26 protein-coding genes and 1 tRNA gene are annotated in these 24,052 nt (G+C 72.9%); 14 read left to right on the top strand and 13 right to left on the bottom strand.

Translation table 11 applies throughout. The features are described 5' to 3' along the window. Positions 1-46: 46 nt before the first annotated feature. Positions 47-817 carry a DUF4097 family beta strand repeat-containing protein gene (locus tag SLINC_RS14220; RefSeq protein ID WP_067431828.1) on the bottom strand — a complete coding sequence of 257 codons (771 nt, stop codon included), beginning with the start codon at positions 815-817 and terminating at the stop codon, positions 47-49. A gap of 202 nt (positions 818-1,019) precedes the next feature. Here SLINC_RS14220 and SLINC_RS14215 point away from each other — a divergent pair. Next, positions 1,020-1,091: transfer RNA gene (locus SLINC_RS14215), tRNA-Val, on the top strand. 60 nt (positions 1,092-1,151) lie between these two features. Here the strand turns inward: SLINC_RS14215 and SLINC_RS47295 are convergent. Both SLINC_RS47295 and SLINC_RS14205 read right to left on the bottom strand, forming a co-directional pair. Next, entirely contained in the window at positions 1,152-1,583 is a 432-nt protein-coding gene (locus SLINC_RS47295; protein WP_107406605.1) for a PASTA domain-containing protein, read from the bottom strand. A gap of 160 nt (positions 1,584-1,743) precedes the next feature. Further along, positions 1,744-1,974 (bottom strand): DUF2277 domain-containing protein, encoded by a 231-nt coding sequence (locus SLINC_RS14205; protein ID WP_067431825.1) that lies wholly within the window; start codon positions 1,972-1,974, stop codon positions 1,744-1,746. A gap of 90 nt (positions 1,975-2,064) precedes the next feature. Between SLINC_RS14205 and SLINC_RS14200 the strand changes: the two genes are divergently transcribed. Further along, positions 2,065-2,967, top strand: a complete 903-nt coding sequence (locus SLINC_RS14200) for a ketopantoate reductase family protein (protein WP_067445324.1) — start codon at positions 2,065-2,067, stop codon at positions 2,965-2,967. A 145-nt stretch (positions 2,968-3,112) separates the two neighbouring features. Continuing rightward, positions 3,113-4,108 (top strand): alpha/beta fold hydrolase, encoded by a 996-nt coding sequence (locus SLINC_RS14195; protein ID WP_067431822.1) that lies wholly within the window; start codon positions 3,113-3,115, stop codon positions 4,106-4,108. Here SLINC_RS14195 and SLINC_RS14190 read toward each other — a convergent pair. Next, on the bottom strand, positions 4,059-4,685 hold the full coding sequence (locus SLINC_RS14190) for a GNAT family N-acetyltransferase (protein WP_067431820.1): 627 nt from the start codon (positions 4,683-4,685) through the stop codon (positions 4,059-4,061). The genes SLINC_RS14195 and SLINC_RS14190 overlap by 50 nt on opposite strands. A 126-nt stretch (positions 4,686-4,811) precedes the next feature. Here SLINC_RS14190 and SLINC_RS14185 point away from each other — a divergent pair, with 126 nt between their 5' ends. From SLINC_RS14185 to SLINC_RS14165, 5 genes are all read left to right on the top strand, one after another. Beyond that, entirely contained in the window at positions 4,812-5,396 is a 585-nt protein-coding gene (locus tag SLINC_RS14185) for a DinB family protein (RefSeq protein WP_067431818.1), read from the top strand. Then, positions 5,393-6,502 (top strand): winged helix DNA-binding domain-containing protein, encoded by a 1,110-nt coding sequence (locus tag SLINC_RS14180; RefSeq protein WP_067431814.1) that lies wholly within the window; start codon positions 5,393-5,395, stop codon positions 6,500-6,502. The genes SLINC_RS14185 and SLINC_RS14180 overlap by 4 nt, the downstream gene beginning before the upstream one ends. Before the next feature lie 130 nt (positions 6,503-6,632). Next, positions 6,633-7,847, top strand: a complete 1,215-nt coding sequence (locus SLINC_RS14175) for an MFS transporter (protein WP_067431810.1) — start codon at positions 6,633-6,635, stop codon at positions 7,845-7,847. Beyond that, the gene (locus SLINC_RS14170) at positions 7,844-8,287 is read left to right on the top strand and encodes a hypothetical protein (protein WP_182449163.1); all 444 of its coding nucleotides are present in this window, start codon (positions 7,844-7,846) and stop codon (positions 8,285-8,287) included. Before SLINC_RS14175 ends, SLINC_RS14170 begins: the two co-directional genes overlap by 4 nt. 97 nt (positions 8,288-8,384) lie before the next feature. Continuing rightward, positions 8,385-8,732 carry a hypothetical protein gene (locus SLINC_RS14165; protein ID WP_067431809.1) on the top strand — a complete coding sequence of 116 codons (348 nt, stop codon included), beginning with the start codon at positions 8,385-8,387 and terminating at the stop codon, positions 8,730-8,732. A gap of 19 nt (positions 8,733-8,751) precedes the next feature. On the opposite strand, the gene SLINC_RS14160 is transcribed toward SLINC_RS14165, so the two are convergent. Further along, positions 8,752-9,378, bottom strand: a complete 627-nt coding sequence (locus SLINC_RS14160; protein ID WP_067431806.1) for a DedA family protein — start codon at positions 9,376-9,378, stop codon at positions 8,752-8,754. A gap of 263 nt (positions 9,379-9,641) precedes the next feature. Here SLINC_RS14160 and SLINC_RS14155 point away from each other — a divergent pair, with 263 nt between their 5' ends. Then, positions 9,642-10,190: a superoxide dismutase family protein gene (locus SLINC_RS14155; RefSeq protein ID WP_067431802.1), complete on the top strand. Its 549-nt coding sequence runs from the start codon at positions 9,642-9,644 to the stop codon at positions 10,188-10,190. Positions 10,191-10,255: 65 nt separating this feature from the next. On the opposite strand, the gene SLINC_RS14150 is transcribed toward SLINC_RS14155, so the two are convergent. From SLINC_RS14150 to SLINC_RS14135, 4 genes are all read right to left on the bottom strand, one after another. Beyond that, positions 10,256-10,708: a DoxX family protein gene (locus tag SLINC_RS14150; protein ID WP_067431799.1), complete on the bottom strand. Its 453-nt coding sequence runs from the start codon at positions 10,706-10,708 to the stop codon at positions 10,256-10,258. 85 nt (positions 10,709-10,793) lie between these two features. Further along, positions 10,794-12,683, bottom strand: a complete 1,890-nt coding sequence (locus SLINC_RS14145) for an FAD/NAD(P)-binding protein (RefSeq protein WP_067431791.1) — start codon at positions 12,681-12,683, stop codon at positions 10,794-10,796. A gap of 189 nt (positions 12,684-12,872) precedes the next feature. Continuing rightward, the gene (locus SLINC_RS14140; RefSeq protein ID WP_067445320.1) at positions 12,873-14,516 is read right to left on the bottom strand and encodes an alkaline phosphatase D family protein; all 1,644 of its coding nucleotides are present in this window, start codon (positions 14,514-14,516) and stop codon (positions 12,873-12,875) included. Between the two features lie 99 nt (positions 14,517-14,615). Continuing rightward, entirely contained in the window at positions 14,616-15,260 is a 645-nt protein-coding gene (locus SLINC_RS14135; protein WP_067431787.1) for an HNH endonuclease family protein, read from the bottom strand. A gap of 376 nt (positions 15,261-15,636) precedes the next feature. On the opposite strand from SLINC_RS14135, the gene SLINC_RS14130 reads away from it, so the two are divergent. Then, the gene (locus tag SLINC_RS14130; RefSeq protein ID WP_067431785.1) at positions 15,637-16,218 is read left to right on the top strand and encodes a TMEM165/GDT1 family protein; all 582 of its coding nucleotides are present in this window, start codon (positions 15,637-15,639) and stop codon (positions 16,216-16,218) included. Positions 16,219-16,416: 198 nt separating this feature from the next. Further along, on the top strand, positions 16,417-17,076 hold the full coding sequence (locus SLINC_RS14125; protein WP_067431781.1) for an HAD-IA family hydrolase: 660 nt from the start codon (positions 16,417-16,419) through the stop codon (positions 17,074-17,076). A 62-nt stretch (positions 17,077-17,138) separates the two neighbouring features. Here SLINC_RS14125 and SLINC_RS48795 read toward each other — a convergent pair whose 3' ends face one another. Then, positions 17,139-17,285, bottom strand: coding sequence for a hypothetical protein (locus SLINC_RS48795; RefSeq protein WP_211292755.1), 147 nt, complete (start codon positions 17,283-17,285; stop codon positions 17,139-17,141). Positions 17,286-17,404: 119 nt separating this feature from the next. Here SLINC_RS48795 and SLINC_RS14120 point away from each other — a divergent pair, with 119 nt between their 5' ends. Continuing rightward, complete coding sequence (locus SLINC_RS14120; RefSeq protein WP_067431775.1) at positions 17,405-17,785, top strand: nuclear transport factor 2 family protein; 381 nt, start codon at positions 17,405-17,407, stop codon at positions 17,783-17,785. Between the two features lie 28 nt (positions 17,786-17,813). Here SLINC_RS14120 and SLINC_RS48790 read toward each other — a convergent pair whose 3' ends face one another. Next, positions 17,814-18,752, bottom strand: a complete 939-nt coding sequence (locus SLINC_RS48790) for a peptidoglycan-binding domain-containing protein (RefSeq protein ID WP_067431770.1) — start codon at positions 18,750-18,752, stop codon at positions 17,814-17,816. Between the two features lie 1,098 nt (positions 18,753-19,850). Here SLINC_RS48790 and SLINC_RS14110 point away from each other — a divergent pair. Beyond that, the gene (locus SLINC_RS14110) at positions 19,851-21,908 is read left to right on the top strand and encodes an MDR family MFS transporter (RefSeq protein WP_067431766.1); all 2,058 of its coding nucleotides are present in this window, start codon (positions 19,851-19,853) and stop codon (positions 21,906-21,908) included. Positions 21,909-22,350: 442 nt separating this feature from the next. Here SLINC_RS14110 and SLINC_RS14105 read toward each other — a convergent pair whose 3' ends face one another. Beyond that, positions 22,351-22,845: a GNAT family N-acetyltransferase gene (locus SLINC_RS14105; protein WP_067431763.1), complete on the bottom strand. Its 495-nt coding sequence runs from the start codon at positions 22,843-22,845 to the stop codon at positions 22,351-22,353. A gap of 22 nt (positions 22,846-22,867) precedes the next feature. Beyond that, entirely contained in the window at positions 22,868-23,161 is a 294-nt protein-coding gene (locus tag SLINC_RS14100) for a hypothetical protein (RefSeq protein WP_225988414.1), read from the bottom strand. Between the two features lie 151 nt (positions 23,162-23,312). Here SLINC_RS14100 and SLINC_RS14095 point away from each other — a divergent pair, with 151 nt between their 5' ends. Further along, positions 23,313-24,050, top strand: a complete 738-nt coding sequence (locus tag SLINC_RS14095) for a hypothetical protein (RefSeq protein ID WP_067431755.1) — start codon at positions 23,313-23,315, stop codon at positions 24,048-24,050. Positions 24,051-24,052: the final 2 nt, after the last annotated feature.

Raw genomic sequence — 24,052 nt, 5'->3', positions numbered from 1 at the left:
TGCCCGGTCCATTCTCCCACCGGTAGAGGACGAACACACGGGCCGGTCAGTTCGCGGTTCGGACCGTGACTTTGCCGTCGCCCGTCCGGGCGTTCACGACGTGCGCGCTGGAGTCGGCTCGGGGCACGGACACCTCCACGCCGCCGTCACCCGTCTTCGTGGTCACCCGGTAGGTCGCCTTCGGCAGATCGATGGTCACCGAGCCGTCGCCGCTGCGGGACTCCACCAGGTCCGGTACGGCGCGGAGTTCGAGGCGCACCGAGCCGTCATGGGTCCGGGCCCGCACCTGGCGCGAGGAGACGTCCGCCCGCACGGATCCGTCGCCGGTACGCACACTCAGCGGCCCCGAGGTGTCGGTGACCCGCACGGAGCCGTCAACGGTACGGATGTCCAGCGGGTCCTTGAAACCCCGCGCCCGCACGCTGCCGTCGCCGTCCTGGACCTTCACCGTGATGCCGTGCGGCACCTCGATCCGGTGCTTGGCCGAGCAGTCCACGACCACCCCCGAGCACGTCATCCGCAGCTTCAGCCGGTCACCCTCGAACGACCAGGTCACCTTCGGGTCCTTCCCCACGGCCACCGTGCCCTGGAACCACCGGGTCACCTCGACCTTCCCCGCCGGAGTGTCGTCCGCGGCGACGATCTCCAGCGCCGAGTCGTCCGAGTCGACGGTCAGCGTCCTCCCCTCCAGCGCGAACGACCGCTGCTCGGGTTCCTTGTCGTCCCCGGCGGACGCCCCGCACGCGGTGGCACCCGTAACGAGAACCGCGACAACCCCGACAGCCGCGACGGCACGCGCGGGAACGGTACGGGTCATGATGATCTCCCCCTGGTACGACGTGGCGCCTCGGTGACGCACTTCGACCGTACGGATCCGGGGGGTGCGGGGGGATGCGGAGTGCTCCCGGATCGTGGGTGGGGATAACCCCCGAACGGCCCCGCCCGCGGCCGTCGCGGACCGCCCCGCGATACGGTTTGCGGGGCAGTGCCCCGGGCGATGTAGGCTGACCACTCGTCTCGGGTGCGTAGCTCAGGGGTAGAGCGCCTGCCTTACAAGCAGGATGTCGGCGGTTCGAAACCGTCCGCGCCCACGGGTACCAAGTAGCAGTTCAGAGGCCTCCCGGTGATCATGCCGGGAGGCCTCTGACGTGTCAGCAGGCCTCGTCGTCCTTGACCGCGTACAGGGTCACGGGTGTGTCCGTGGGGTGCGTTCCCGCCTCGGGTTCCTGGCTGCATACGGTCCAGTTGCGGTCCAGGACCTGCAAGCGGTTCTGGCCACTGGCGTCCTGGTCGTCGAGGACGTAGAAGCCGGCGGCCTGCGCTTCGTCCTGGGCGGCCTGGAGGTCCTGGCCGACGAGATCGGGCAGCGCCGCCGTTTCCGAGTCCGTATCGGCCTTCGTGTCGGTGGCGCTGTCCGCCGGGTCGGTGCTCGCGTCCGTGGTGTCGGCATCCTTGGGCTGATCGTTGGATTCCTGGACCGAGGTGTCCGGCTTGGTGGAGCCGGCGTCGTCCGTGCTCTCGCACGCCGTGAGTGTCAGCAGTACTGAGGCGGCGAATGCCGCGGCGATGGTGCGGGTGCGCATGGTGTCCCCCAGGGGTGGTGCGTGACCTGTGCGACCAGCATGTACCGCATGGAGATTGTGTGGAGGTGAGGTGATGTCCCTGTGACACGAATGAGTGCAGGGTCGATTCGGGCGAGTGACACCCACCCCGCACGGCACCAGCACCAGCACTGCGCACCGGTCAGCCCGCCTTGCGCGAGGAAGCCCCCCGTACCTCCAGCCCCGCCAGCAACTCGGCCGTCGCCTCGGCGATCACGTCGACCGCGCGGTCGAAGACCTCCTGGTTGTGCGCGGCGGGTGCCCGGAAGCCGGAGACCTTTCGCACGTACTGCAGCGCGGCGGCCCGGATGTCGTCCTCCGTCGCCTCCTCGGGCAGTACGGGTGGACGAAGCGTCTTGATACTGCGGCACATGCCCCCAGTCTCGCCCCTCGGACCACCACCTGTCCTCCAAAAGGGACGCCTGCGATGATCGCCCCGACCGACAAGAGGGGAACCCGCATCATGGCGTACGACGAACTCACCGTGGCCGTCCTGGGCCCGGGCGGCACCGGAGGACTGCTGGCCGCGCTGTTGTCCCGCTCCGGCCACCGGGTGATCTGCCTGGCCGGCGAGAGCACGGCGGAGACACTCCGCAAGGACGGCATCCAGATCCGCAGCGCCAAGTTCGGCGACTTCACCGCGCCCGTCGAGGCGGACACCGAACTGCGCGAACCGGTCGACGCCCTGGTGATCGCCGTCAAGCACACCTCCCTGGCCGCCGCGCTGGACCGCGTCCCGCCCGCGGCCCTCGGCGACGCCGTCGTCGTACCGCTCCTGAACGGCGTGGAGCACCCGGCGACGCTGCGCGCCCGCTACCGTCCGGACCGCGTGGCCCCCACCGTCATCCGTGTGGAGTCGACCCGGGTGGCGCCGGGCGTGATCGAGCACGGCAGTCCGTTCGCGGAGATCGACCTCGCGGGCGACGACGTCCCCCGCGACCGCCTCGACGCGCTGGCGCAGGCGTTCACCGCGGCCGGTCCGACCACCCGCGTCCTGGCCGACGAGACGGCGTCGCTGTGGGCGAAGATGTCGTTCCTGGCCCCGTTCGCGCTCCTGACCACGCGCTACGGCCTGCCCCTGGGCGATGTCCGCACGCGCCACCGCGAGGAGTTGACGGCCCTGGTGGAGGAGACCGCCGCGGTCAGCTCCGCGTCCGGAGGTCCGGCCGACCCGGCCCAGGCGCTGGCCCGTTACGACGCCTTCCCCGCGGCCACGAAGTCCTCGATGCAGCGGGACGCGGAGGCGGGCCGCCCGCTCGAACTGGACGCGATCGGCGGCGCGTTGCTGCGGGCGGCCGAGCGGCACGGGATCGAGGTGCCCGTGACGGCCCGTGTCGTACGGGAGTTGAGGGACGCCGGGCACTGACCCCGGTCCACCGACGCGGCAGGGGCGCGGCCGTTTTGCCGGAACGGCAAGAACGTTCGCGGCGGTCGTGCCCCGCGTCGCAGGATCGCCGTACGCAGCGCGGCAGCACGCCGTGGCGACGCACCCCGTACGGAGGAGACGACGCATGCCGCACCCCCGGCCGACAGACGTCACCCACCGCCTGGTCCCCGGCCCCGCCGGCCGCGTCCACCTGGTGGAGCAGGGGTCCGGGCCGCTGGTCCTGCTGGTGCACGGCTTCCCGGAGTCCTGGTACTCCTGGCGCCACCAGCTGCCGGCCCTGGCCGCCGCCGGGTACCGTGCGGTCGCCGTGGACCTGCGCGGATACGGGCGCTCCTCGAAACCGGAGGCGGTGCGGGCGTACCGGCTGGCGGAGCTGGTGGCGGATCAGGTGGCCGTCGTTCAGGCGCTGGGCGGGGCGCCCGCGGTGGTCGTCGGGCACGACTGGGGCGCGACCGTCGCCGCGCACTGCGCGCTGCTGCGGCCCGAGGAGTTCCGCGCGGTCGGCCTGCTGAGCGTCCCCTACACCCCGCCCGGCGGCCCGCGCCCCAGCGAGGTGTTCGCCCGACTGGGCGGCGGGACCGAGGAGTTCTACGTCTCCTACTTCCAGGAGCCCGGCCGGGCGGAGCGCGAGATCGAGCCGGACGTACGCGGCTGGCTCGCCGGTTTCTACGCCGCCCTGTCCGCCGACACCATGCCCGCGCCCGGAGCCCCCGACCCGCACTTCGTGAGCCCCGGCGGCACTTTGCGCGACCGCTTCCCCGCCGCCGACCGCCTCCCGGCCTGGCTGGGCGAGGCCGAACTCGACGTCTACGCCGGGGAGTTCGAGCGCACGGGTCTCACCGGCGCGCTCAACCGCTATCGCGCCATGGACCTGGACTGGAAGGACCTCGCCGACCGGGCCGGCGCCCCCGTGACCCAGCCCTCCCTGTTCCTGGGCGGCTCCCTCGACGCTTCCACGACCTGGCTGGCCGACGCGATCGAGGCCTTCCCCACCACCCTGCCCGGCCTGCGCTCCTCCCACGTCCTCGAAGGCTGCGGCCACTGGATCCAGCAGGAACGGCCGGAGGAGGTCAACCGGCACCTCGTCGACTGGCTGGACTCCCTGGACTCCCCGGGCTGACCGGTCCGCGCAGGTCGAGCCGCATCAGGACGCGGGGGTGACCGGCCAGCACGGAGGTGGTGTCGGCGGCGTGGGTGAACCCGGCGCGTTCGAAATTCCTGCGGATCCCGGCGTACGCCATGGTCAGGTCGACCCTGGCGTCCCCGTTGTCGAGGGGATACGCCTCGACCACCGGGGCGCCGTGGGCGCGGGCGAACTCGACGGCACCGGCGATCAGGGCGTGCGAGATGCCCTGCTTGCGGTGGCCGGGGCGGACCCGGACACACCACAGCGACCACACCGGCAGGTCGTCGACGTGCGGGATCTTGCGGTTGCGGGCGAAGGAGGTGTCCGCGCGGGGCGCCACGGCCGCCCAGCCGACCGGTTCGTCACCGTCGTAGGCGATCACTCCCGGAGGGGGTCCCGTGCGGCACAGGTCGGCGACGTACTCGCCCCGGGCCGGCCCGCGCAGCTCGTTGTTGAGCCGGGACGGGATCCGGTAGCTCAGACACCAGCAGACGTTGGCCCCGGGCGACTTCGGGCCGAGCAGCGTACGGACGTCCTCGAAGACCGCGGCCGGGCGCACCTCGATGGTCATGGCGCCACGATGCCACGACACGGGAGCCGACGAGAGAAGCGGACACTTCCTGACCTAATTGCTTGAGACGGTCGTCCCGTTGCCGCATCAGACGGCCAGACGACCGACCGGAAGGGTCAGACCGCTGTGACTGCCACCACCCCGCCCCAGCCCGCCCTCGCTCCGCACGGCGAGCACGCCGACCTGCTCGCCGACCTCGCCACCGCCCGGTCCAGCCTCACGCGCACGGTGCGCGGACTCGACGACGAGCGGGCCGGCGAGCGTCCGACGGTCAGCGCGCTGTGCCTGGGCGGGCTGGTCAAACACGTCACCGCCATGGAGGAGGGCTGGCTGCGCTTCGTCGTCGAGGGCCCCACCGCGCTCAGCTACGACCTGCCCGACGGTGTCACCTGGGCCGACATCACCTCCGGTACCGCCCGCGAGATCCCGCAGTGGCTGATCGACCACCAGAGCGGCTTCCGGATGGAGCCGGGCGAGACACTGGCCGACATCCTCAAGCGCTACGAGGAGGTCGCCGCCCGCACCGAGGAGTTCATCGCCTCCGTGCCCGACCTGTCGGCGACCCACCAGGTGCCCGAGGCGCCCTGGGGCGAGCCGGCCACCGTGTACAGCGTGCGCCGGGTCCTGACGCACGTCCTCCACGAGACCGCCCAGCACGCCGGGCACGCGGACATCCTGCGCGAGACGCTCGACGGGCAGACCGCCACGTGACCGTCCTCGGCCCCCGGGCACTGGGCCGCGCGACGCTCGCCCGGCAGTTGCTGCTCGACCGCGCCGACCTGCCCGTCCTGGACGCCGTCGCCCACCTCGGCGGCCTCCAGGCGCAGGAACCGCAGGAGCCGTTCGTCGGACTCTGGTCCCGGCTGCGCGGCTTCGAGCCCGCGGCGCTCTCGGATCCGCTGACCGGGCGGCGCGTGGTGCGTACCCACCTCATGCGCCGCACCGTCCACCTCGTCACCGCCGACGACGCCCTGGCCTGGCGGGCCCGCCACGACGCCATGCTGCGCCAACGGGTCCTCGGGGTCTACCGCCGCGAGTTCGAGGGGGTCGACCTCGACGCCCTCGCGGCGGCGGGCCGGGCCGTGCTGTCCGACGGCGAGCCCCGCACGATGACCGACCTCACCCGGGCGCTCCCCGATGAGCTCTCGGGACCGGCACCCCGGGCCCTCGGCGAGATGCTGGTCTCCGCTCTCGTCCCCATGGCCCAACTGCCACCGCGCGGCCTGTGGCACACGAAGGCGGGCGTACGCAACCTTCCCCTGTCCTCCTGGCTGGGCCGCGAGATCGACCCGCTGCCCGGCGACGGCACCGAGGGTTCCGACCCCGTGGGTCAGGCCCTCCTGCGCCGCTATCTGGCCGCGTTCGGCCCCGCCGCCTCGGCCGATCTGCGCGCCTGGTGCGGTCTCGCCGGGCTGCCGAAGGCGGTCGCCGCGCTGCGGGACGAGCTGATCACCTTCCGCGACGAGCGGGGCCGGGAGCTGCTGGACCTGCCCGACGCGCCCCGCCCCGACCCCGACACCCCGGCCCCGGTGCGGTTCCTGCCCGCCTTCGACAACGCCCTTCTCGGCTACGACGACCGGAGCCGGATCGTCGACGACGCCCACCGCGGCCTCTCGGTCGCCGGTGCCCGCGTGGTCCTGCTCGACGGCCGCGTCGCCGCGACCTGGACGGTCGAGTCGGACACCGTGACGGTCACCCCTCTGCGCCCCTTCTCCCACACCGACCGCACCACCGTCACCGAAGAGGGCCGGGAACTGGCGGCCTTCCTCACCGACGGCGACAGCCACCGCGCACGGATCACCGCGTCCGACGGCTGAGGGCGAAAAAACGGGGTGTCGCAGGAGGCGGGTGAGGGCCTATGTTGCCGCGTGTGGACGTTCGTTGGGATTTGTTGGCGCGAACGTCCCGCACCCTGCTGGGCACGCGACCGGAGAGGGACGGATACGGATGCCGACCGGACTCATCGCCCTGGCGGTCGGCGGCTTCGGCATCGGTCTGACCGAGTTCCTGATCGCGGGCCTGCTGCCGCAGGTGGCGTCGAGCTTCGGGGTCTCCGAGGCGGCCGCGGGCTGGCTGATCTCCGGGTACGCGCTCAGTGTCGCGGTCGGTGCGATCGCGCTGACCGCGGCGACGGCGCGGCTGCCCCGCAAGCAGGTCCTGGTCGGCCTGGTGGTCCTGTTCGTCCTCGGCAACCTGCTGAACGCGGTCGCGACGACCTATCCGGTGATGATGCTCGGCCGGATCGTCGCGGCGCTGTGCCACGGCTCGTTCTTCGGCATCGGCTCCCTGGTCGCACGCGGCCTGGTCGCACCGGAGAGGAAGTCCCGCGCGGTGGCCGTCATGTTCGCCGGTCTCACCGTCGCGAACGTGCTGGGCGTCCCCTTCGGCGCCCTGGTCGGCGAACGCTGGGGCTGGCGCGCCGCCTTCTGGGCGGTCACCGGCATCGGCCTGGTCGCCCTGGCGGGCATCGTCGCCCTGGTCCCCGGCAGCGCGGGCGGGACGCCCCCGGACCACCGCGGAGGACCACCGCCTCCCCACACCCTCCGCGCCCAGATCGGCGCCTTCCGCTCCACCCAGGTCTGGCTGACCCTCGCGGCCACCGCGCTCAGCTACGGCGGCATGTTCGGCGCCTTCAGCTATCTCGCCTACACCTTCACCGAGGTCAGCGGCTTCTCCTCCGCCGACGTCGCCTGGCTGCTCATGGTCTACGGCGTCGGCCTGGTCGTAGGGAACCTGATCGGCGGACGCGCGGCCGACCAGGACCGTGACCGCGCCCTGCTCCTCGCCCTGACCGGCCTCACCGTGACCCTGGCGGTCTTCGGCCTGCTGGCCCACAGCGCCACGGCGTCGGTGATCCTGGTGTTCCTCATGGGCGTGTTCGGGTTCGCCAGTGTGCCCGGCATGATCACCCGCGTCACCGACGTCGCCCAGGGCGCGGCCCTCGCCGCCAGCGCCAACGTCTCCGCCTCCAACATCGGCAACGCCCTGGGCGCCTGGGCCGGCGGCCTGGCCATCACCGCCGGCCTCGGCTACACCGCGCCCCTCTACGTCGGCGCCCTGATCGTCCTCGTCTCGGTCGCCGTCATGGCCGTGGCCGCGCGAGGGGCCGGGCCCGCCGATCGACAGCCCGACCCGCCCTCCCCGCTGTCCGCGCAGGCATGACCAGCGTGCTGTTTCTGGCCCTGACACTGGCGCCGTTCATCACGCCCTGCGTGGTCGTGATCGCCGCCGCGGTGCTCGCCCGGCGGCTCTACAAGCGGCCACCGGGCGGCCGGCGGCGTCCGCCGAGCGTCGCCACGTGCGGGCTGATCGCGGTCATGGCCGGTGCGGCGGCCTTCGGCGCGTACGCGTGGGGTGTGATGTCGGGCTTCTACATCCTGGACCCGGATCAACTGTGCGCGGCACGCGGTGCGCGGGGCGACCACATCGTGACCCGGGAAACGCTGCCGGTCAGCGCCCAGTGCGTCACGTCGGACGGCGTGGGGACGGAACTGGTCCCGGACTGGGTGAACCCCGTGATCTTCATCGGGATCACGCTGTTCGTACTCGCCCTGGCGACCGCGGCCGTCACCGGAGCGCGGCGGGTTCTCACCTCGCGGTGAGGTACCGGGTCCGGCCTGCTGCCGTCTGTGCACCCGTTCGCATGAAACCCCCGAAGTCACTCGCCACCCAAATTCGAACAGGCGTAGCATTACCGCCGTGGCTACGACCTACGACTTCCCAGGGGACCTCCTTGCCGGTCAGGAGGAGCTGCATCAGGTCCGGGCCGAGCTGTCGGCCTTGCTGAAGCGGCTCCCCTGGTCGGTCGAGCCCCTGGACGGCTTCAGTGACGACAACGGCTGGCGCAAGGTGGAACGCCCCGCCTCCCCCGGCTGGACCGCCGACGAACAGGCCGAGGTGGAGAAACTCCGACAACGCGAACACGAACTCGCCGTCTTCGTCAGCGGCCACCGCTTCTGGACGGAGGTCGCCACGACGGAACGGGTGGACGCCCGCATGAAGCTGAAGCACGCGCCGACGGCTCCGCCCCCGGCGGCACAACCCTGACCGACGCCCCGCGGGGGGCCTACGACGCCTCCGCCGCCTCCGGCCGCCGCCGCATGACATAAGCCGCCCCGGCGCCGGCGCCGAACAGGGCCAGTACGGACACCCCCGTCGCCAGCCAGCTCGTGCCCAGCCAGTGGGCGCCGAAGTAGCCGAGGGCGACGCTGTAGGCGGCCCAGGAGAGGCCGGCGAGGGCGGACCAGGGGAGGAAGTCGCGGGCGCGGTGGTGGGCGGCGCCGGCGCCGAGGGAGACGACCGAGCGGCCGGCGGGGGCGAAGCGGGCGAGGACGACGAGGAGGCCGCCGCCGCGGGCGAGGGCCTGGCCGAGACGTTCCTGCGCGGTGCGCAGCCGACGGGAGCGGGCGATGGCGCGGTCCAGGCGTTCGCCGCCGCGCCAGGCCAGCCGGTAGGCCACCAGGTCGCCCAGCACGGAGGCGGTGGTCGCGCAGAGGATGAGGGCCAGGATGTCGGGCACCTCGTGCGGCACCTGGCCGGTCGCCGCGCCGGAACCCGCGGCCGCCGCCGTCGCGGCCGTGATGACCAGGACGCCGCTCGGCAGCACCGGCAGGAACACGTCCAGGAGCACCGACAGCGCGATCATGGCGTAGATCCATGGGCTGCCGATCAACGCCCCCACACTTTCCAACACCGCGACTCCCCGTCAATCCCCCGTGGCTGGTCCGCACTGCCTGCCGCGATGTCGCGGGGGTGCGGCAGGGAGCGGCCCATAACAGCCATACAGCGTACGCGTGGGGTACGACAGCGCATTCACCGGGGGCTCGTGTCTTCGGCACGGAGTGTTCACCCGGGTGCAGTGCCCCGGAGGGCGGTGGGGGCGGATGTCCCGTAGCACGGAACGGGGGCGCGCCACCCGGCCCGCCCCGCCCCACGACGTCAGGAACGGTACTGATCATGCTGGCAGGAATATCCCTGGGCGCCGCCGCCGTCGCGGCCGCCGTGCTCGCGGGCGGCGGTGCCCAGGACCCCCACGGCTACCGGATGCGGACGGACGCCCGGTTCGCGCCGCCCGGCGCTCTCGTGCCCTCGGCGGCGGTGACGTACGACCAGGGGCTGGTGCCGGCGGCCGCGTGGATCGAGGTGACCCAGCGCATGGGCCTGGGCGGCGCGACGACCGTCGGACTGCGGACGAAGGGCCTGCGGCCGGGGCACACCTACGGCGCCCATGTGCACCAGAAGCCCTGCGCCGCCGACCCGGCCGCCGCGGGCGGCCACTACCAGCACGAGCCCTCGGCGGACCCGCACCACGTCACCGCGGACAACGAGGTCTGGCTCGACTTCACCGCCGACGACCACGGCTCGGGCACGGCGCGCGCCCACCACTCCTGGGGCTTCCGGCGGGGCGAGGCCTCCTCCGTCGTGCTCCACGAGGAGCCCGGGAGCAAGGGGGCCCGGGTCGCCTGCTTCACGGTGCCGTTCGGCTGGGTCGCCGGCACCGCGTGACACGGGACGGCGCCCGCCCCCGCATGAGCGGGCGGGGACGGGCGCCGACTTCGTGGCCGTACGGGTCAGGCGGTCACCGGCGTGTGCTGCGGGGACCGTTCGTCCGCCGTGGCGGACCGCTTGGCGAACAGCCGGTCCAGGCCGAACGCGCCGGAGCCGGTGAAGACCAGCAGCAGGAAGGCCCAGCAGAACATCGCCGCGCCCTCGCCACTGTTCTCCTTCGGCCACAGGCCGGTCGGCTGGTGCACCTTGAAGTAGGCGTAGGCCATCGCGCCCGAGCAGATGAACGCGGCGGCCCGGGTGCCCAGGCCGAGCAGGACGAGGGTGCCGCCGACGAGTTCGATCACGGCGGCGTACCAGCCGGGCCAGGTGCCGGTCTCGACCGTGCCGCCGTTGCCGTCGGCGCCTCCGAGAAGACCGAAGAGCGAGGCGGCGCCGTGGCAGGCGAAGAGCAGTCCTACCACGATGCGGAAAAGGCCGAGCACATAGGGCTGGGCGCTGTTGAGACGTCCAGTCATGTGGGGGGTACTCCTTCGGTCGGGCTCGGCCCGGAATGCGGGCCGGGCGGGGACGGAACCGATGAGTAACCCACGTTAGGTCGCCCTAAGTAACGCTTTCAAGTTCAACATTCGGCCACCGATTCGCCACTGAATGCACATCAGCCCCTGATGTAACCGCACGTAGAACGGCTCTCGCCACCGCGTCGGCGTCCGAAAGCGTGACCGAATCCACACCGGGCCGGGCCCCCGCCGCGGTCACCCAGTGCACTCCCTCCGTCGGTACTCCGAAGGCGAACCGCCGTGGATGCGCCCGGCCTTGACGGTCTATCAGGTGATAAGGCCGCCCCGTCACGTCCAGTCCGCCCGTTTCGTACCCGTCCACCGTGTGGGGACGGCACTGCCCCCGCTCCAGCAGCCCGGCGAGCAGGGCGTCGGCCGTCCGCCGCAGATCCGGTTCCGGCAGACGCGCCTCGACGAGCGTCGTCACGCGTACCGCGGACCCCGGCACCTCGGGGGAGCGCGCCACCCACGCCCCCGCAGCCTCCGAGACCTCCAGACGCGGCCCGAGCACCTCCACCACACCGGCCTCCACCAGCGCGGCCAGCTCCTCGACGCGCCGCCGGGGCGGGCCGATGGACAGGAAGGCGTTGAGCGGGGTGTACCAGCGGTCCAGGTGGTCCCGGCGGGAGGCACCGGCCAGCCCGCCGTGGTCGACGATCCGCCGCAGCTCGTTGCGCAGGTCCCGCAGCACGTCCAGGGCCGCCTTCAGGGGCCCGGCGACATTGCCGAGCGCCGCCTGGGCCGCGTCCCGGCGAAGGTGCGCGAGCAGCCAGTCCCGCCAGGCGGCCGGGTCCGGGAAGACCTGTCCGGCGTACGGCCGCGAGATCCGCTCCCAGGACCAGCGGTCGGCCGCCGCCACCCCGAACTCCTCCAGTACGGCGGCCTCTTCGGGGCTTGCGTGGCCGGTGGCCAGGAAGCGGTCCCGGAAGTCCGGCGCGCCCAGGAGGGCCTCGTAGTAGACCGTCTCCACCTCCTTCGCCACCAACGGCCATATCTCCGCGAGGAAGTCGGGCGCCTCGCCGTTGTCGGCGCGTTTGCGGAAGCGGGCGATCACTTCGTCGGTCAGGACGAGCGGGAGGTGACGGCCGTAGGGCCCCTTCGCGTTGTCGCCGCGCGCCTGGTACGGCACGCCGCGCCGCGAACCGGCGTACAGCCGCGGCTCACGGCCGGAGGGCAGATAGCGCCGCCCCCGTGGGCCGGGGACGAAGCGACCGCCGCGGCCGGTCGTCAACAGGGCCATGTGGTCGAAGAAGTTGAGGCCCAGCCCGCGCAACAGCACCGGTTCGCCCGGGGATACGGCGGACAGGTCGACGTCGGCCGGATTCGCCGGCGGCACATGGCGCAGCCCGTGCCGCTGCGCGTGGGCGGCGAGCCGCCGCAGGGACGGGCCGGGCACCTCGGGCAGATGGCCCTGCGCGAGGACCACGGCGGCCAGGCCGGACAGGACGCGGCCGTCGTCGAGGGTGAGCGACTGGCGGCCGTCGGGACCGTCGTCGAGCCGCACCGCGCGCGCCGCGTGCGTCTCCACGTGCACCCCCCGGGGCGCCTCGCGCACGGTCCTGGCGAACACCCACTCCAGATACCGGCCGTACTCGGCACGCGTCGGATACGCGTCCGGGCCCAGCGTGCCGCCCGCCCACTCGTGGAGGCTGGGACCGGGCCGGACCGGTCCCGCGCAGTCCACGCTGTCGTCGGTGAACAGGGTCACCTGCGAGGCGACGGTGTTCATCAGCAGTTCGGAGGACTGCGCGGTGCGCCAGACCCGGCCGGGTCCGGGCGGCGCCGGATCGACGACATGGACCGTCAACCGGGCGCCGGGCGGCAGGAGCTGGGGCGCGGAGGCGCAGAGGCGTTCCAGGACGCCGGTGCCGCGCGGCCCGGCGCCGACCAGGGCGACGGCGACGGGCACAGGGGCCGGGGTCGGTGCGGGCAAGGCTCTTACTCCCGGGCATGGGGGGGTGCGTGGGGGCGGCTCACCGTCCCCGGGCCTGCCCCGGGAAGCGGACGGTCCGCCTCATCATGCCGTCGGGAGGGGAGGGAGCCGAGCCCGGGGGCACCGGACTGTGGGATGCCTCACGAGCATCCCGTGCCACGGGCGCAACAAACGGTCGTAACGGGGTGATCAGCGGGCAAGTTCGGACTCGGTGACCTTCACCAGCTGGGGCTTCGCGCCCTTCCGCTCCTTCACCTGGTCCAGGCGCAGCAGCGCCGAACGGCCGCGCAGCGTCAGCGTCATGAGCTGGTTGCCGAACCACGGCCCGCTCGTCCGCCGCCAGTCGACCGGCGGCGGCGAGCAGCTGCCGTGCGCGCTGAAGCGCCGCCCGATCGCGCGGGCCACCCCGCTCCAGCCGAAGCGGAAGCCGAGCCGTATCGACAGGGGGATGGAGTTGTGGACCGGGGAGCAGGTCAGCTGGTAGACGCGGGCGTCCGGCCCCGTGGAGGGCGTACGCCACTGCGGCTCGGCCACGTAGGCGTGGTGCACGTCCCCGGACAGCACCAGGATCGTCGCGGGCGCCCGGGAGCCCGAACCGGCCTCGGCGATCAGTGCCGTCAGCGCCTCGAAGGACGCCGGGAAGGCCGCCCAGTGCTCCAGGTCGGCCCTGCGCCGCAGATCCTCCCCGAACCTGGCCCAGCGCGCGCCCTTCTCGCCCCGGCACAGCGCCGCGTTCCACGCCTCGGCGTCGTGCACCAGGTTCGGCAGCAGCCAGGGCAGGGAGGTGCCGATGAGGAGATGGTCGTAGGAACCGGGCTCCTCCAGCGCCTGTTCCCGCAGCCACGCGGCCTCGCCCGGGTCGAGCATCGCGCGGCTCTGCTCGTCGAGGACGCGGGCCGCCCGGGTGTCCACCATCAGCAGCCGGACGCGGCCGAAGTCGCGCCGGTAGCTCCAGCGCACCGAGGCGGGCTCCATGTCGGCCCGGGCGGCGAAGGCGCGCACCGCGTCGGTGCCGTCCGGGCTCTCGCGTACGGCGGCGTAGAGCGGGTCGGCGGCCAGGGACGCGGGGGAGAGGTTCCCCAGGTGCTGGTGGACCCAGTAGGACATGAGGCCGCTGAGCACCCGCTGCTGCCACCAGCCGGTGGCCCGCATGTCCTCGACCCAGGCGGCGGAGGTGTTCCAGTCGTCAATGACGTCGTGGTCGTCGAAGATCATGCAGCTGGGCACGGTGGACAGCAGCCAGCGCACCTCGGGGTCGAGCCAGGACTCGTAGTAGAGGTGGGTGTACTCCTCGTAGTCCGCGACCTCGTTGCCCGGCGGGTCGCTCAGGTCGCGGCGGGCGGCCAGCCAGCGGCGGGTCGCCGGTGAGGTCTCGTCGGCGTACACCTGGTCGCCCAGCAGCAGCAGGACGTCCGGCCGCTCGCCCTCCGGGTCGGCCGCGATCCGGGCCGCCAGGGTGTCCAGGGCGTCGGGACCGACCGGGTCCGGCTCACCGGCCGGCGGGGCGGCCCAGCGGCAGGAGCCGAAGGCGACCCGGACGGTGTCCCCCTCGGCGGGGGTGCGGATGACGGACGGCGGGAACGGCGAGTCGGGCAGCGGCCACACCCGGGTGCCGTCGAGGAACACCTCGTACGCCTGGGAGGTGCCCGGTGTCAGCCCGGTCACCGGGATCAGGGCGTAGTGGTGGCCCTCCACCTGGAAGGTGCGCATCTCGCCCCCGGCGCCGTCCGCGCACCGCACCTCGGCGGCGCACGGACGGCTCGCCTCGACCCACACGGTCGCGGACGAGCCGTCGGCATACCTCAGCAGTGGTCCCAGCCGCAGTCCCGCCACTTCATCGCCCGCCTTCATCGGTCCTCCGTCGCCCCGTACGGTACGGAACGACGGAGGTCAGCGGGGAGATTCCGGGAGATCACGACTTGGCAGAACCGCTCAGCAGTTGTTCAGGTAGCCCGTGAGCGCGCTCTTCTCGGCCGAGTCGACGGAGAGGTCGTAGTAGTACTTCACCTGCACCCAGGCGCGGACGTAGGTGCAGCGGTAGGAGCTGACCGACGGCATCCAGGTGGCCGGGTCCTGGTCGCCCTTGGCCTGGTTGACGTTGTCCGTGACCGCGATGAGCTGCGGGCGGGTCAGGTCGTTGGCGAAGGACTGGCGGCGGGAGGTGGTCCAGCCGCTCGCCCCGGAGTCCCAGGCCTCGGCCAGCGGCACGAGGTGGTCGATGTCGACGTCGGAGGCGGCGGTCCAGGTCGCGCCGTCGTACGGCGAGAACCAGCTGCCGCTGGTGGCCGCGCAGGCGGAGTCCTGCACGACGTTGGTGCCGTCGCGCTTGAGGACGACCTCACGGGTGTTGCAGGCGCCGGACTGGGTGATCCAGTGGGGGAAGAGATCACGGTTGTAGCCGGTGCGGTCCTCGGTCGCCACGGTGAGCGAGGCGAGGTACGTGCGGGCGGTGGCGGCGCTGACCGGGGTGGGCAGGGCGGCGGAGGCGGTCGGACCGTTGAAAAGTCCGACCGAGGCTATGAGGCCGGTGAAGGCGGCGAGTATGCTGAGCCGTCGACGCGCGTAGAACTTCGGCATGCGAACTCCTTTGAGGGGTGGGGGGGTTGGAGCGCGAGCGTTGGAATGCTCGCCGGGTCGCGTTGCGGTGGGGTGTGCACTGGGTAAGAAGTTAGTGACGTGTACATGACACGACAAGGTCTGGGACGAAACGATCACGTACGATGGACGGCGTTGAAGGGGAGTAGCTCTTCGCCGGACCGTCGACATACTGCTCAGCTCGTCTGAGCCGGCGCCCGGAGGCAGATCCCGTACAGGGGTCGGCCGGCGAGACCTTCGGCAAGCAGTGCACGCTTGTGCCGTACGGCACGGGTGACGCGTGTGCTGCCCTGCCGAGGTGTCTTTTCTCGAAGGCTCAGCACTCTCGGTGGGGCAGTCCCCGACCGATTGAGGAACCTTGATCAGCATCACCGTGACGGCGCTCGTCTTCGGCGTCGTCTTCCTCGCCGAACTGCCCGACAAGACCGCGCTCGCCGGCCTCGTCCTCGGCACCCGCTACCGCGCCTCCTACGTCTTCGCCGGCGTCGCCGCCGCCTTCGCGCTGCATGTCGTGCTCGCCGTGGCGGCGGGCAGCGTGCTGACGCTGCTGCCGCAGCAGATCGTGCACGCCGTCACCGGCGTGCTGTTCCTGGGCGGCGCGGCCGTGCTGCTCATGAAGAAGGACGAGGGCGAGGAGGAGGTCCGCCGGCCCGAGGACCAGTCCTTCTGGAAGGTCGCCGGATCCGGGTTCATGCTCATCCTGGTCGCCGAGTTCGGCGATCTGACCCAGATCATGACGGCGAACCTCGCGGCCCGCTACGACGATCCGCTCTCCGTCGGACTCGGCGCGGTGCTGGCGCTGTGGGCGGTGGCCGGGCTCGGCATCGTCGGCGGCAAGGCGCTGATGAAGCGGGTGCCGCTGCGGCTCATCACCAAGGTCGCGGCGCTGCTGATGCTGGGGCTCGGGGTGTGGAGCCTGTGGGAGGCGGTGAGCGGGTGAGCGTGCGCCGGGGCCCGTGTGCCGGCCGGTCGCCCGAACTGAACGGTGAGTGAACTGTTCCGGGAGACGGTGGCGTAAAGCCGCCCGGTTTTGTACCGTGGGGGAACAAAGTGGTTCCCGCCTGTTTTCCCTGACCGGCGGGCGGGGCCACCTTGTCCCCCCGGGCCCACCCCTTCGCCCCTGGTCTTGGAGCTGCCGATGACGGCCACCGCCGTGCTCACCGCCCGCGCCCTCCTGCTCGACATGGACGGCACGCTCGTCAACTCCGACGCCGTCGTCGAACGCTGCTGGCGGCGCTGGTCCGAGCAGCACGGGCTGGACCCGGACGAGGTCATGCACGTCGTCCACGGCCGCCAGGGCCACGCCTCCATGGCGCTGCTGCTGCCCGACCGCCCCATGGAGCAGAACCACGCCGACAACGCGCGGATGCTCGCCGAGGAGACCGCCGACATGGACGGCGTCGTCGCGATCCCGGGCGCCCCCGAGTTCCTCGCCTCCCTGCACGGCCTGCCGCACGCCCTGGTGACCTCCGCCGACGTCCCCCTGTCCACCGCGCGGATGACCGCCGCGGGGCTCGCCCTGCCCGAGATCCGGATCACCGCCGAGTCCGTCGGCGCCAGCAAGCCCGACCCCGAGGGCTTCCTCAAGGGCGCCGCCGAACTGGGCGTCGCCCCCGCCGACTGCGTGGTCTTCGAGGACTCCGGCGCGGGCATCGCCGCGGGGCGCGCAGCGGGGATGCGGGTCGTGGGCATCGGCCCGCGCGCCGGGGCCCACGGTCCGGACGTGGTGGTGCGGGACCTGACGGAGGTGCGGGTGGAGGCCGCGGAGGACGGGACGATCAGGTTGTACGTCGGCTAGGTGCTCCGCCGGAACGCTCCGCTGGAAGCACGGGGACGAACTCGCGCCTGGTCCGCTGGGCGTCAAGGAGGTGTCCTGCCCCGGTGACGGCCACCGGGCGGGCGTTCGGGACGGGAGGTGGCCGTGGGAGCCGCGATGGTCGGCAACGGGGCGAAGACCGGGTCGAGTTCGGCGTACACGCCGTCGTCTTCGTCTTCGCCTTCGACCACGGACTGGTCCGGCCCGGCGGCTGAGGTGACGGCCGGTCAAGCGCCCGCGCGCACGGGCTGAGGGGGTCACGGGCTCACGGGGCGAGCGCGTCGCGCGGGGCGGCTGGTATGACTGGTGCATGCAGCTGGAAGAGACCGCGCGATCCGCGATCGACACGTTCATCTCCGCGTTCAACGCCTCGGACGACGGCTATGTGACCGAGCTCCTCTCCCAGGCCCTGACGTCGGACGTGGTCTTCTGGGGGCCGCTGGGCCGCAGCGAGGGGATCGAGGCGGTCGAGCGGTTCGTGCTGGACATCCGGCGCCACCCGGCGGGGACCGGCACGATGGTGCGCTGCTCGGCGGTGGACATGCCCGACGAGTGGGCCCGGTACCAGTGGGTCTTCACCACGCCGGACGGAGGCCCCCGCCTGGCGGGCACGGACGTCGTCCATCTGCGGCGGAGCCTCATCGACCAGGTCATCGTCTTCGCGGGCGAGATCGAGCCGTCCGCGTCCTGAGCCGCCGACGCCGGACTCCCGCCTACGGCTACGGCTGCGTGGTCTCCGACTCCAGCGCGGTGCGGGTCTTGTGGTCGTACACCCCGGGATTGTCCGTGCCGACGTTGCGGGACGACTGGTAGGTGCGCAGGGCGGTCTCGACCTCACCGCTGAACTCGCCGTCGATCTCGTCGGCGTAGAGGGACAACTGGCGCAGGCGCTGCTGGAGTTCGGTGACCTCGGGACCCTGGTCGCCGCGTCGCAGCACGGGGCCGATCTGGCGGCCCGCGTCACTCTCCGCCGCGCCGGCGCCCCCCTCGGGGCCGGCGGCCGAACTCGTCGGGGTCTGCGTCGGCTCCACCGTCCGGGACGGGCTCGGCGAGGCGCTGGACGCGGACGGCGAGGGCGATGCGGAGGGCGAGGGGCTCGCGTCGGCCGTCGGGGACGGCGGCGCGGACGTCGGCGACGCGGACGCGGTCTCCGGTGCGGGGGACTCCGCCGTCGCGCTCGTCGACCCCTCCGGCACGGCCGCCCGTACGTCCTTCGGCGGCGCCCCCTCCCGCGACGGCGACTCGTACGCCAGCAGCCCACTTGCCAGCCCGGCCGCCGCGACGACCGCGACGACGGCTCCACCGACCCCGAGCAGAGCCCTACGGCGCCGCCGGGGGTGCGGCTCGGGGTCGGGTGCCTGGGGACCACCGCGGTCGTCCACCGTCTCGAACAGGCCCGGGTGGGGACGGCCGGGAGTGGCCGTGGGGGGCGTGGACAGTGTGCCGGCGCCTGGGCGGGGCCGTGCGGTGGTCGCGTCGACGGTGGGTAAGGGGGCGGTGGTGTCCATGCGCGGGAGGACGGTGGTGTGGGCGGGGGTGGGGTGCGCGGTGGTGGTGACGTCCGGGCGTGGGATCGCCGTGGTGGGGTTCGCGTCGAACCCGGGGCTGTGCTGTGCCGTGGCCGCGTCCGGGGTGAGCGGCCCGGGGGTGGTCTCCACGCGGGGGAGCGCGACCGTGGGCTCCGCGTCGCCGCCGGAGCGTGGCTGTGCCGGGGTTGGGCGTGTGGCGGACGGTGCGGTGTGGGCGTTCACGCGGGGCGGCGGTGCGGTGGTGGCCGCGGCGGGTATCGGTGCGGTGGCATTCGCGGTGGGTGGTGCGGCCGGGGGTGCGGTGCGGGGCGTGGGGTGGGGTGTGTCAGCCGAGGGGGCTGCTGGTGTCGTGGAGGACGCGCCTGATTGGGCGGTCGGCGCGCCGGGGCCGACGGTATGCAGCGGCATGGTGGCTTCGGTGGGCGGAACATTCGGGGCGCCGGGTGTGCGGGGAGCAGCGGGGCTGCTGGGCATGTGGGAGCCGTTGGGCAAGCGGGAGCTGCCAGGCACGTGCGAACCATTGGGCACGCTGGAGCTGCCGGACCGGCCGGGCACGCTGGCGTCGCTGGGTGTGTCAGGGCCGCCGGACGCATCGGGACGGTTGGGTGCGCCGGACCTGCTGGGCATGCGGGAGCCGTTGGGCAAGCCGGATCCACCGGGCGCACCCGGGCTGCCGGGCCTGCCCGAGCCGCCAGGCTCACCGGAACCGCCGGGACCGCCAGAACCACCGCGCAAGCCTGGACTGTCGGCCACGCGGGAGCGGCCAGGCGCACCCGGCCTGCCAGGCGCGGCCGAATCTCCGGGACCCTCGGCCTTCGGCCCGGGGTGAGTGCCGTAGGGCTCCGGTGTCAGGTCCACGTAGGGGCGGATGCGGAGGGGGTCGAAATCCTCCGCGGCGGCCGCTTCCGCGGTGCGGGTGTCGCGGAGGGCGTCGGAGGCGCGGCGGGTGCAGTCGCAGGAGGGGCTGTGGTCGGTGGCTCTGGGTGTGCCGCACTCCGGGCACAGGTGTGCGGTCGGCCGATGCGTCGGCTCGCTCATGTGTTCGTCCCCTCCCTCCGGGCTCCGCGACTCCCCTCGCGAACTCCAGATCCTATGCAGACGTTCTCCACCGTTCTCCACAGCTTCCGCCGCAAGCCCCCGGAATCCGGGGTTCCGGCAGGACTCGACAGGCCATAACTGGTCACACCGACCACGATGGAACCTGGAACGAGACCCCGGGAGGTCTTCATGGCCGACGACGCGCGCGGTAGGACGGAGACTGTGGGAGACATCGGGGAGGCGAAGGACGGACACGTCCCCGGAAACGTCCTCGTCTCGATCGGCGCGCTGCTGCTCGGGATGCTGCTCGCCGCCCTCGACCAGACGATCGTGTCGACGGCGCTGCCCACGATCGTCAGCGAACTCGGCGGCCTGGACCACCTGTCGTGGGTGGTCACGGCGTACCTGCTGGCCTCGACCGCGGCCACCCCGCTGTGGGGCAAGCTCGGCGATCAGTACGGCCGAAAGACGCTGTTCCAGATCGCGATCGTGATTTTTCTCATCGGCTCCGCGCTGTGCGGCATGGCGCAGAACATGCCGCAGCTGATCGCGTTCCGGGCGCTGCAAGGACTCGGCGGCGGCGGTCTGATGGTGCTGTCCATGGCGATCGTGGGCGATCTCGTCCCACCGCGCGACCGCGGGCGCTACCAGGGCCTGTTCGGCGCGGTCTTCGGCGCGACCAGCGTCCTCGGCCCGCTGCTCGGCGGACTGTTCACCGAGCACCTCAGCTGGCGCTGGGTCTTCTACATCAACCTGCCGATCGGCGTGGTCGCGCTCGCCGTGATCGCCACGGTGCTGCGTATCCCGGGTAAGTCCGAGCGGCATGTCATCGACTACCTCGGCACCTTCCTCATCGCCTCCGTCGCCACCTGCCTGGTGCTGGTGGCGTCGCTCGGCGGCACGACCTGGGCCTGGGGCTCGCCCCGGACCATCGGCCTCGCCGTCCTCGGCGTCGTCCTCGCCGTCGCGTTCGTCGCCGTGGAACGCAGGGCCGCCGAGCCCGTCCTCCCGCTCAAACTGTTCCGCATCCGCACCTTCACGCTCTCCGCCGTGATCAGCTTCATCGTCGGCTTCGCGATGTTCGGCGCGATGACCTACCTGCCGACGTTCCTCCAGGTCGTCCAGGGTGTGAGCCCGACCATGTCCGGCGTGCACATGCTGCCGATGGTGCTGGGGCTGCTGCTGTCGTCGACGCTGTCCGGGCAGATCGTCAGCCGCACCGGCCGCTGGAAGGTGTTCCCGGTCGCCGGCACCGCCGTCACCACGCTCGGCCTGCTCCTGCTGCACCAGCTCGACGCGCACAGCTCGACCGCCGAGATGAGCGGCTTCTTCTTCGTCTTCGGCCTGGGCCTGGGCCTGGTCATGCAGGTCCTCGTGCTGATCGTGCAGAACGCCGTCTCCTACGAGGATCTCGGCGTCGCCACCTCCGGCGCGACCTTCTTCCGCTCCATCGGCGCCTCCTTCGGCGTCGCGATCTTCGGTACGGTCTTCGCGGGCCGGCTCGGCGACAAGCTGGCGGACGCCTTCCGCGGCGCCCAGTTGCCGCCCGGCGTCTCGGTGGACACCCTGGAGGCCGACCCGCGCGGCATCGCCGCCCTGCCGGACGCGCTCAGGCCACCGGCGCTGGACGCCTACGCCTCGGCCATCACCGACGTCTTCCTGTACGCCGCTCCGGTCGCCCTCCTCGGCTTCGTCCTGGCCTGGTTCCTGAAGGAGGACCGGCTGCGCGGCTCCGTCACGGCACCGGACGTCACGGAGACCCTCGCCAGCAATCCGGTGCAGCGTTCGTCGTACGACGAGGTGTGCCGGGCGCTGTCCGTGCTGGGCACCCGGGAGGGCCGCCGCGAGATCTACCGCACGATCACCGAACGGGCGGGCTACGACCTCCTCCCGGCCGCGAGCTGGCTGCTGCTGCGGATCAGGAGGTACGGCCGCTCCGAGCCGGCCGTGCTCGCCGAGCGCAGCTCCGTGCCGCTGATCGTGATCATGGAGGCCGCCCGTCAGGTCGAGGAGCGGCGCCTCGCCCTCCGCGAGGGCCTGGACCTCGTCCTGACCGACGAGGGCCGCGCGGTCGCCGACCGGCTGGCCCTGGCCCGCGAGGAGTCCCTCGCCGACCTCCTCGGCGACTGGTGGGGCCCGGACCGCCCCACCGACCTGGTCCACCTGGTCAAGCAACTGAACACCGAACTGTGCGGCTCCACCACGGAACACCCCCACGACGACCGCCTGTCCACCCGCCCCACCTGACGCCTGTCCCGACCTGCCCGAACCCGTCCCGGGCGGCGGGGGGCTGTCTCGGCCGGGGGAGGGCGCCCCCGTCCCGGCCGGGTGGCGGCGATGCCGGCCTGCTTCGGCCCGCGTGCCCCGCCCCGCTCGGGGAAGGGTGGTCTCGGTCAGCGTGCCCCGTCCCACCTGACGTCCCGGCCGACGGAGGGCAGCCCCGACCGCCTGAGGACTGCCCCCCGCCCGCCTGACGCGTCCCGGCCGGCGGCAGGCGGTCGCGGCTTTCCTGCACGGGACCGGCCGCTGTCGGCTGTCTCGGCCCGCTCGAACCCGTCCCGGCCGATGGAGGGACGTCACGGCCCGTCTCCACAGCCCCCCCGGCCGACGGAGGGCTGTCCCGGCCCGCCTGATACCAACCAACCCCGGCCCACCTGAACCCCCCTGTCCAGCCCCGCCGGACTCCCACTCACCCAAGGCTCTTACGGAACCAGTGCTCGGCGTACACCTGCTCGTTGTGCGGCGCGGTCTCCTCGTAGCCGAGGCGTTCGTACAGGGCGCGGGCCTCGGCCAGGTCGGTGCGGGTGTCGAGGATCAGGGTGGTGGCGCCGAGGGTGCGGGCGGCGGTCTCGGCGGCGCGGACGAGGAGGGCGGCGCCGCCGCGGCCGCGCATCCCTGCGTGGACGAAGACCCGGGTGAGCTCGGCCCGCCCGTCCGGCAGCAGGCGTACGCCCGCGGTGCCGGCCGGTTCGCCGCCGTAGCGCCCGACGAGCAACTGCCCGGTCGGCGGGGTGAGTTCGGCGCCGGTGACGGCCGCGATCTCCCGCTCCAGCTCGGCGGGGTCGGTCCGGCGGCCCTCGTGCAGCAGGTAGTAGCGGTCGCTGACCTCGGTGTAGTACGCCCGCCAGAGCGCGGCGGCGACGGGGGAGTCGTAGGGTTCCGGGGCAACGGTCCAGGTGGTCATGGGCACATTGTCGGAAGCGGGCCTACGCCATGCGCAACCGAATATGGGCCGCCTCCGGAGTGTCCGGCACCTCGGCCCTGCGCCACTCGACGCCCTCGTCCGCGACCCCGTCGGGAAGCCGCCGGCCGCCGCCGAGGAACACGGGGACGACATGCAGCCACAGCTCGTCCACCGGACCGCCCTTCCCGCCGTCCAGCCCCTGCTCCGCGCGCCAGGACCGCAGCCCGAACACCCACCGGTGCAGCCGTTCCCCGCCGACGCCCGGCGGATGCCCGCGGCCGGAGTCCGGACCGGCCAGACACTCGTCCAGCGACACGGACAGCACCCTCGCGTCGATCGGGTCCGCGCCGAATCGACACGCCGCCGCCACGCATGCGGAGACCGTTTGAGGATCGCCGCGCGGGCTACCCGGTGGGGGAACCGGCCGGTACGGAGAGCCGGTTGGGTACAGAACCCGGAAGGCACTCATGTCCACAGGCGTGATCATCGCTTTGATCGTGATCGTGGCGGCCGTCGTCCTCATCGCGGCCGTCCTCATGCTGCGTACCCGGCGCGGCCACGGCGGCCCCGGCCTGAAGCGGCGGTTCGGGCCCGAGTACGACCGTGCCGTGGCCCGGCACGACGGGGACGCCAAGGCCGCCGAGCGCGAGCTCACCGAGCGCGTGGAGCGGCACGGATCGCTGCGGGAACGGCCGCTGGAGCCCGCGCAGCGCGAGCAGTACGAGGCCCGCTGGACCGCCGCGCAGGAGCGCTTCGTCGACTCGCCGCGGGAGGCCGTGGCCGAGGCGGACCGGCTGCTCGCCGAGCTGGCCGGCGCCCGGGGCTTCCCCGACGGCGGCCAGTACGAGGAGCAGCTCTCGGCGCTGTCCGTGCACCACGCGCACCACGTGCACGGCTACCGGCGCGTGCACCAGGTCGCCCGGACGGGCGTGCGGGGCGCGGGCCAGGACGGCGACGGCCGGGCCGGAACCGAGGAACTGCGCGAGGCCATGGTCGAGGCCCGGGCCCTGTTCGAGGAGCTCGTGGGCCCGTCCCGGCACCGGGACGACCGTGGCCACGGCCGGGAACGCGGGGCCGAGTCCCGCGAGGGGGCCGATACCGCCGACACCGCCGCAAGGACCGACGGCGACCGGGCGCCCCGCCGTGACAACGGCCGCGCCCACCTGCCGTGGGGAATCACCAGGCGCCATGCGAAGGGGAGCTGAGC

The organism is Streptomyces lincolnensis (assembly GCF_001685355.1).
GTDB lineage: Bacteria > Actinomycetota > Actinomycetes > Streptomycetales > Streptomycetaceae > Streptomyces > Streptomyces lincolnensis.
Note: the sequence above shows the minus strand (reverse complement) of the source record. Positions and strands in the feature narration are given on the sequence as shown.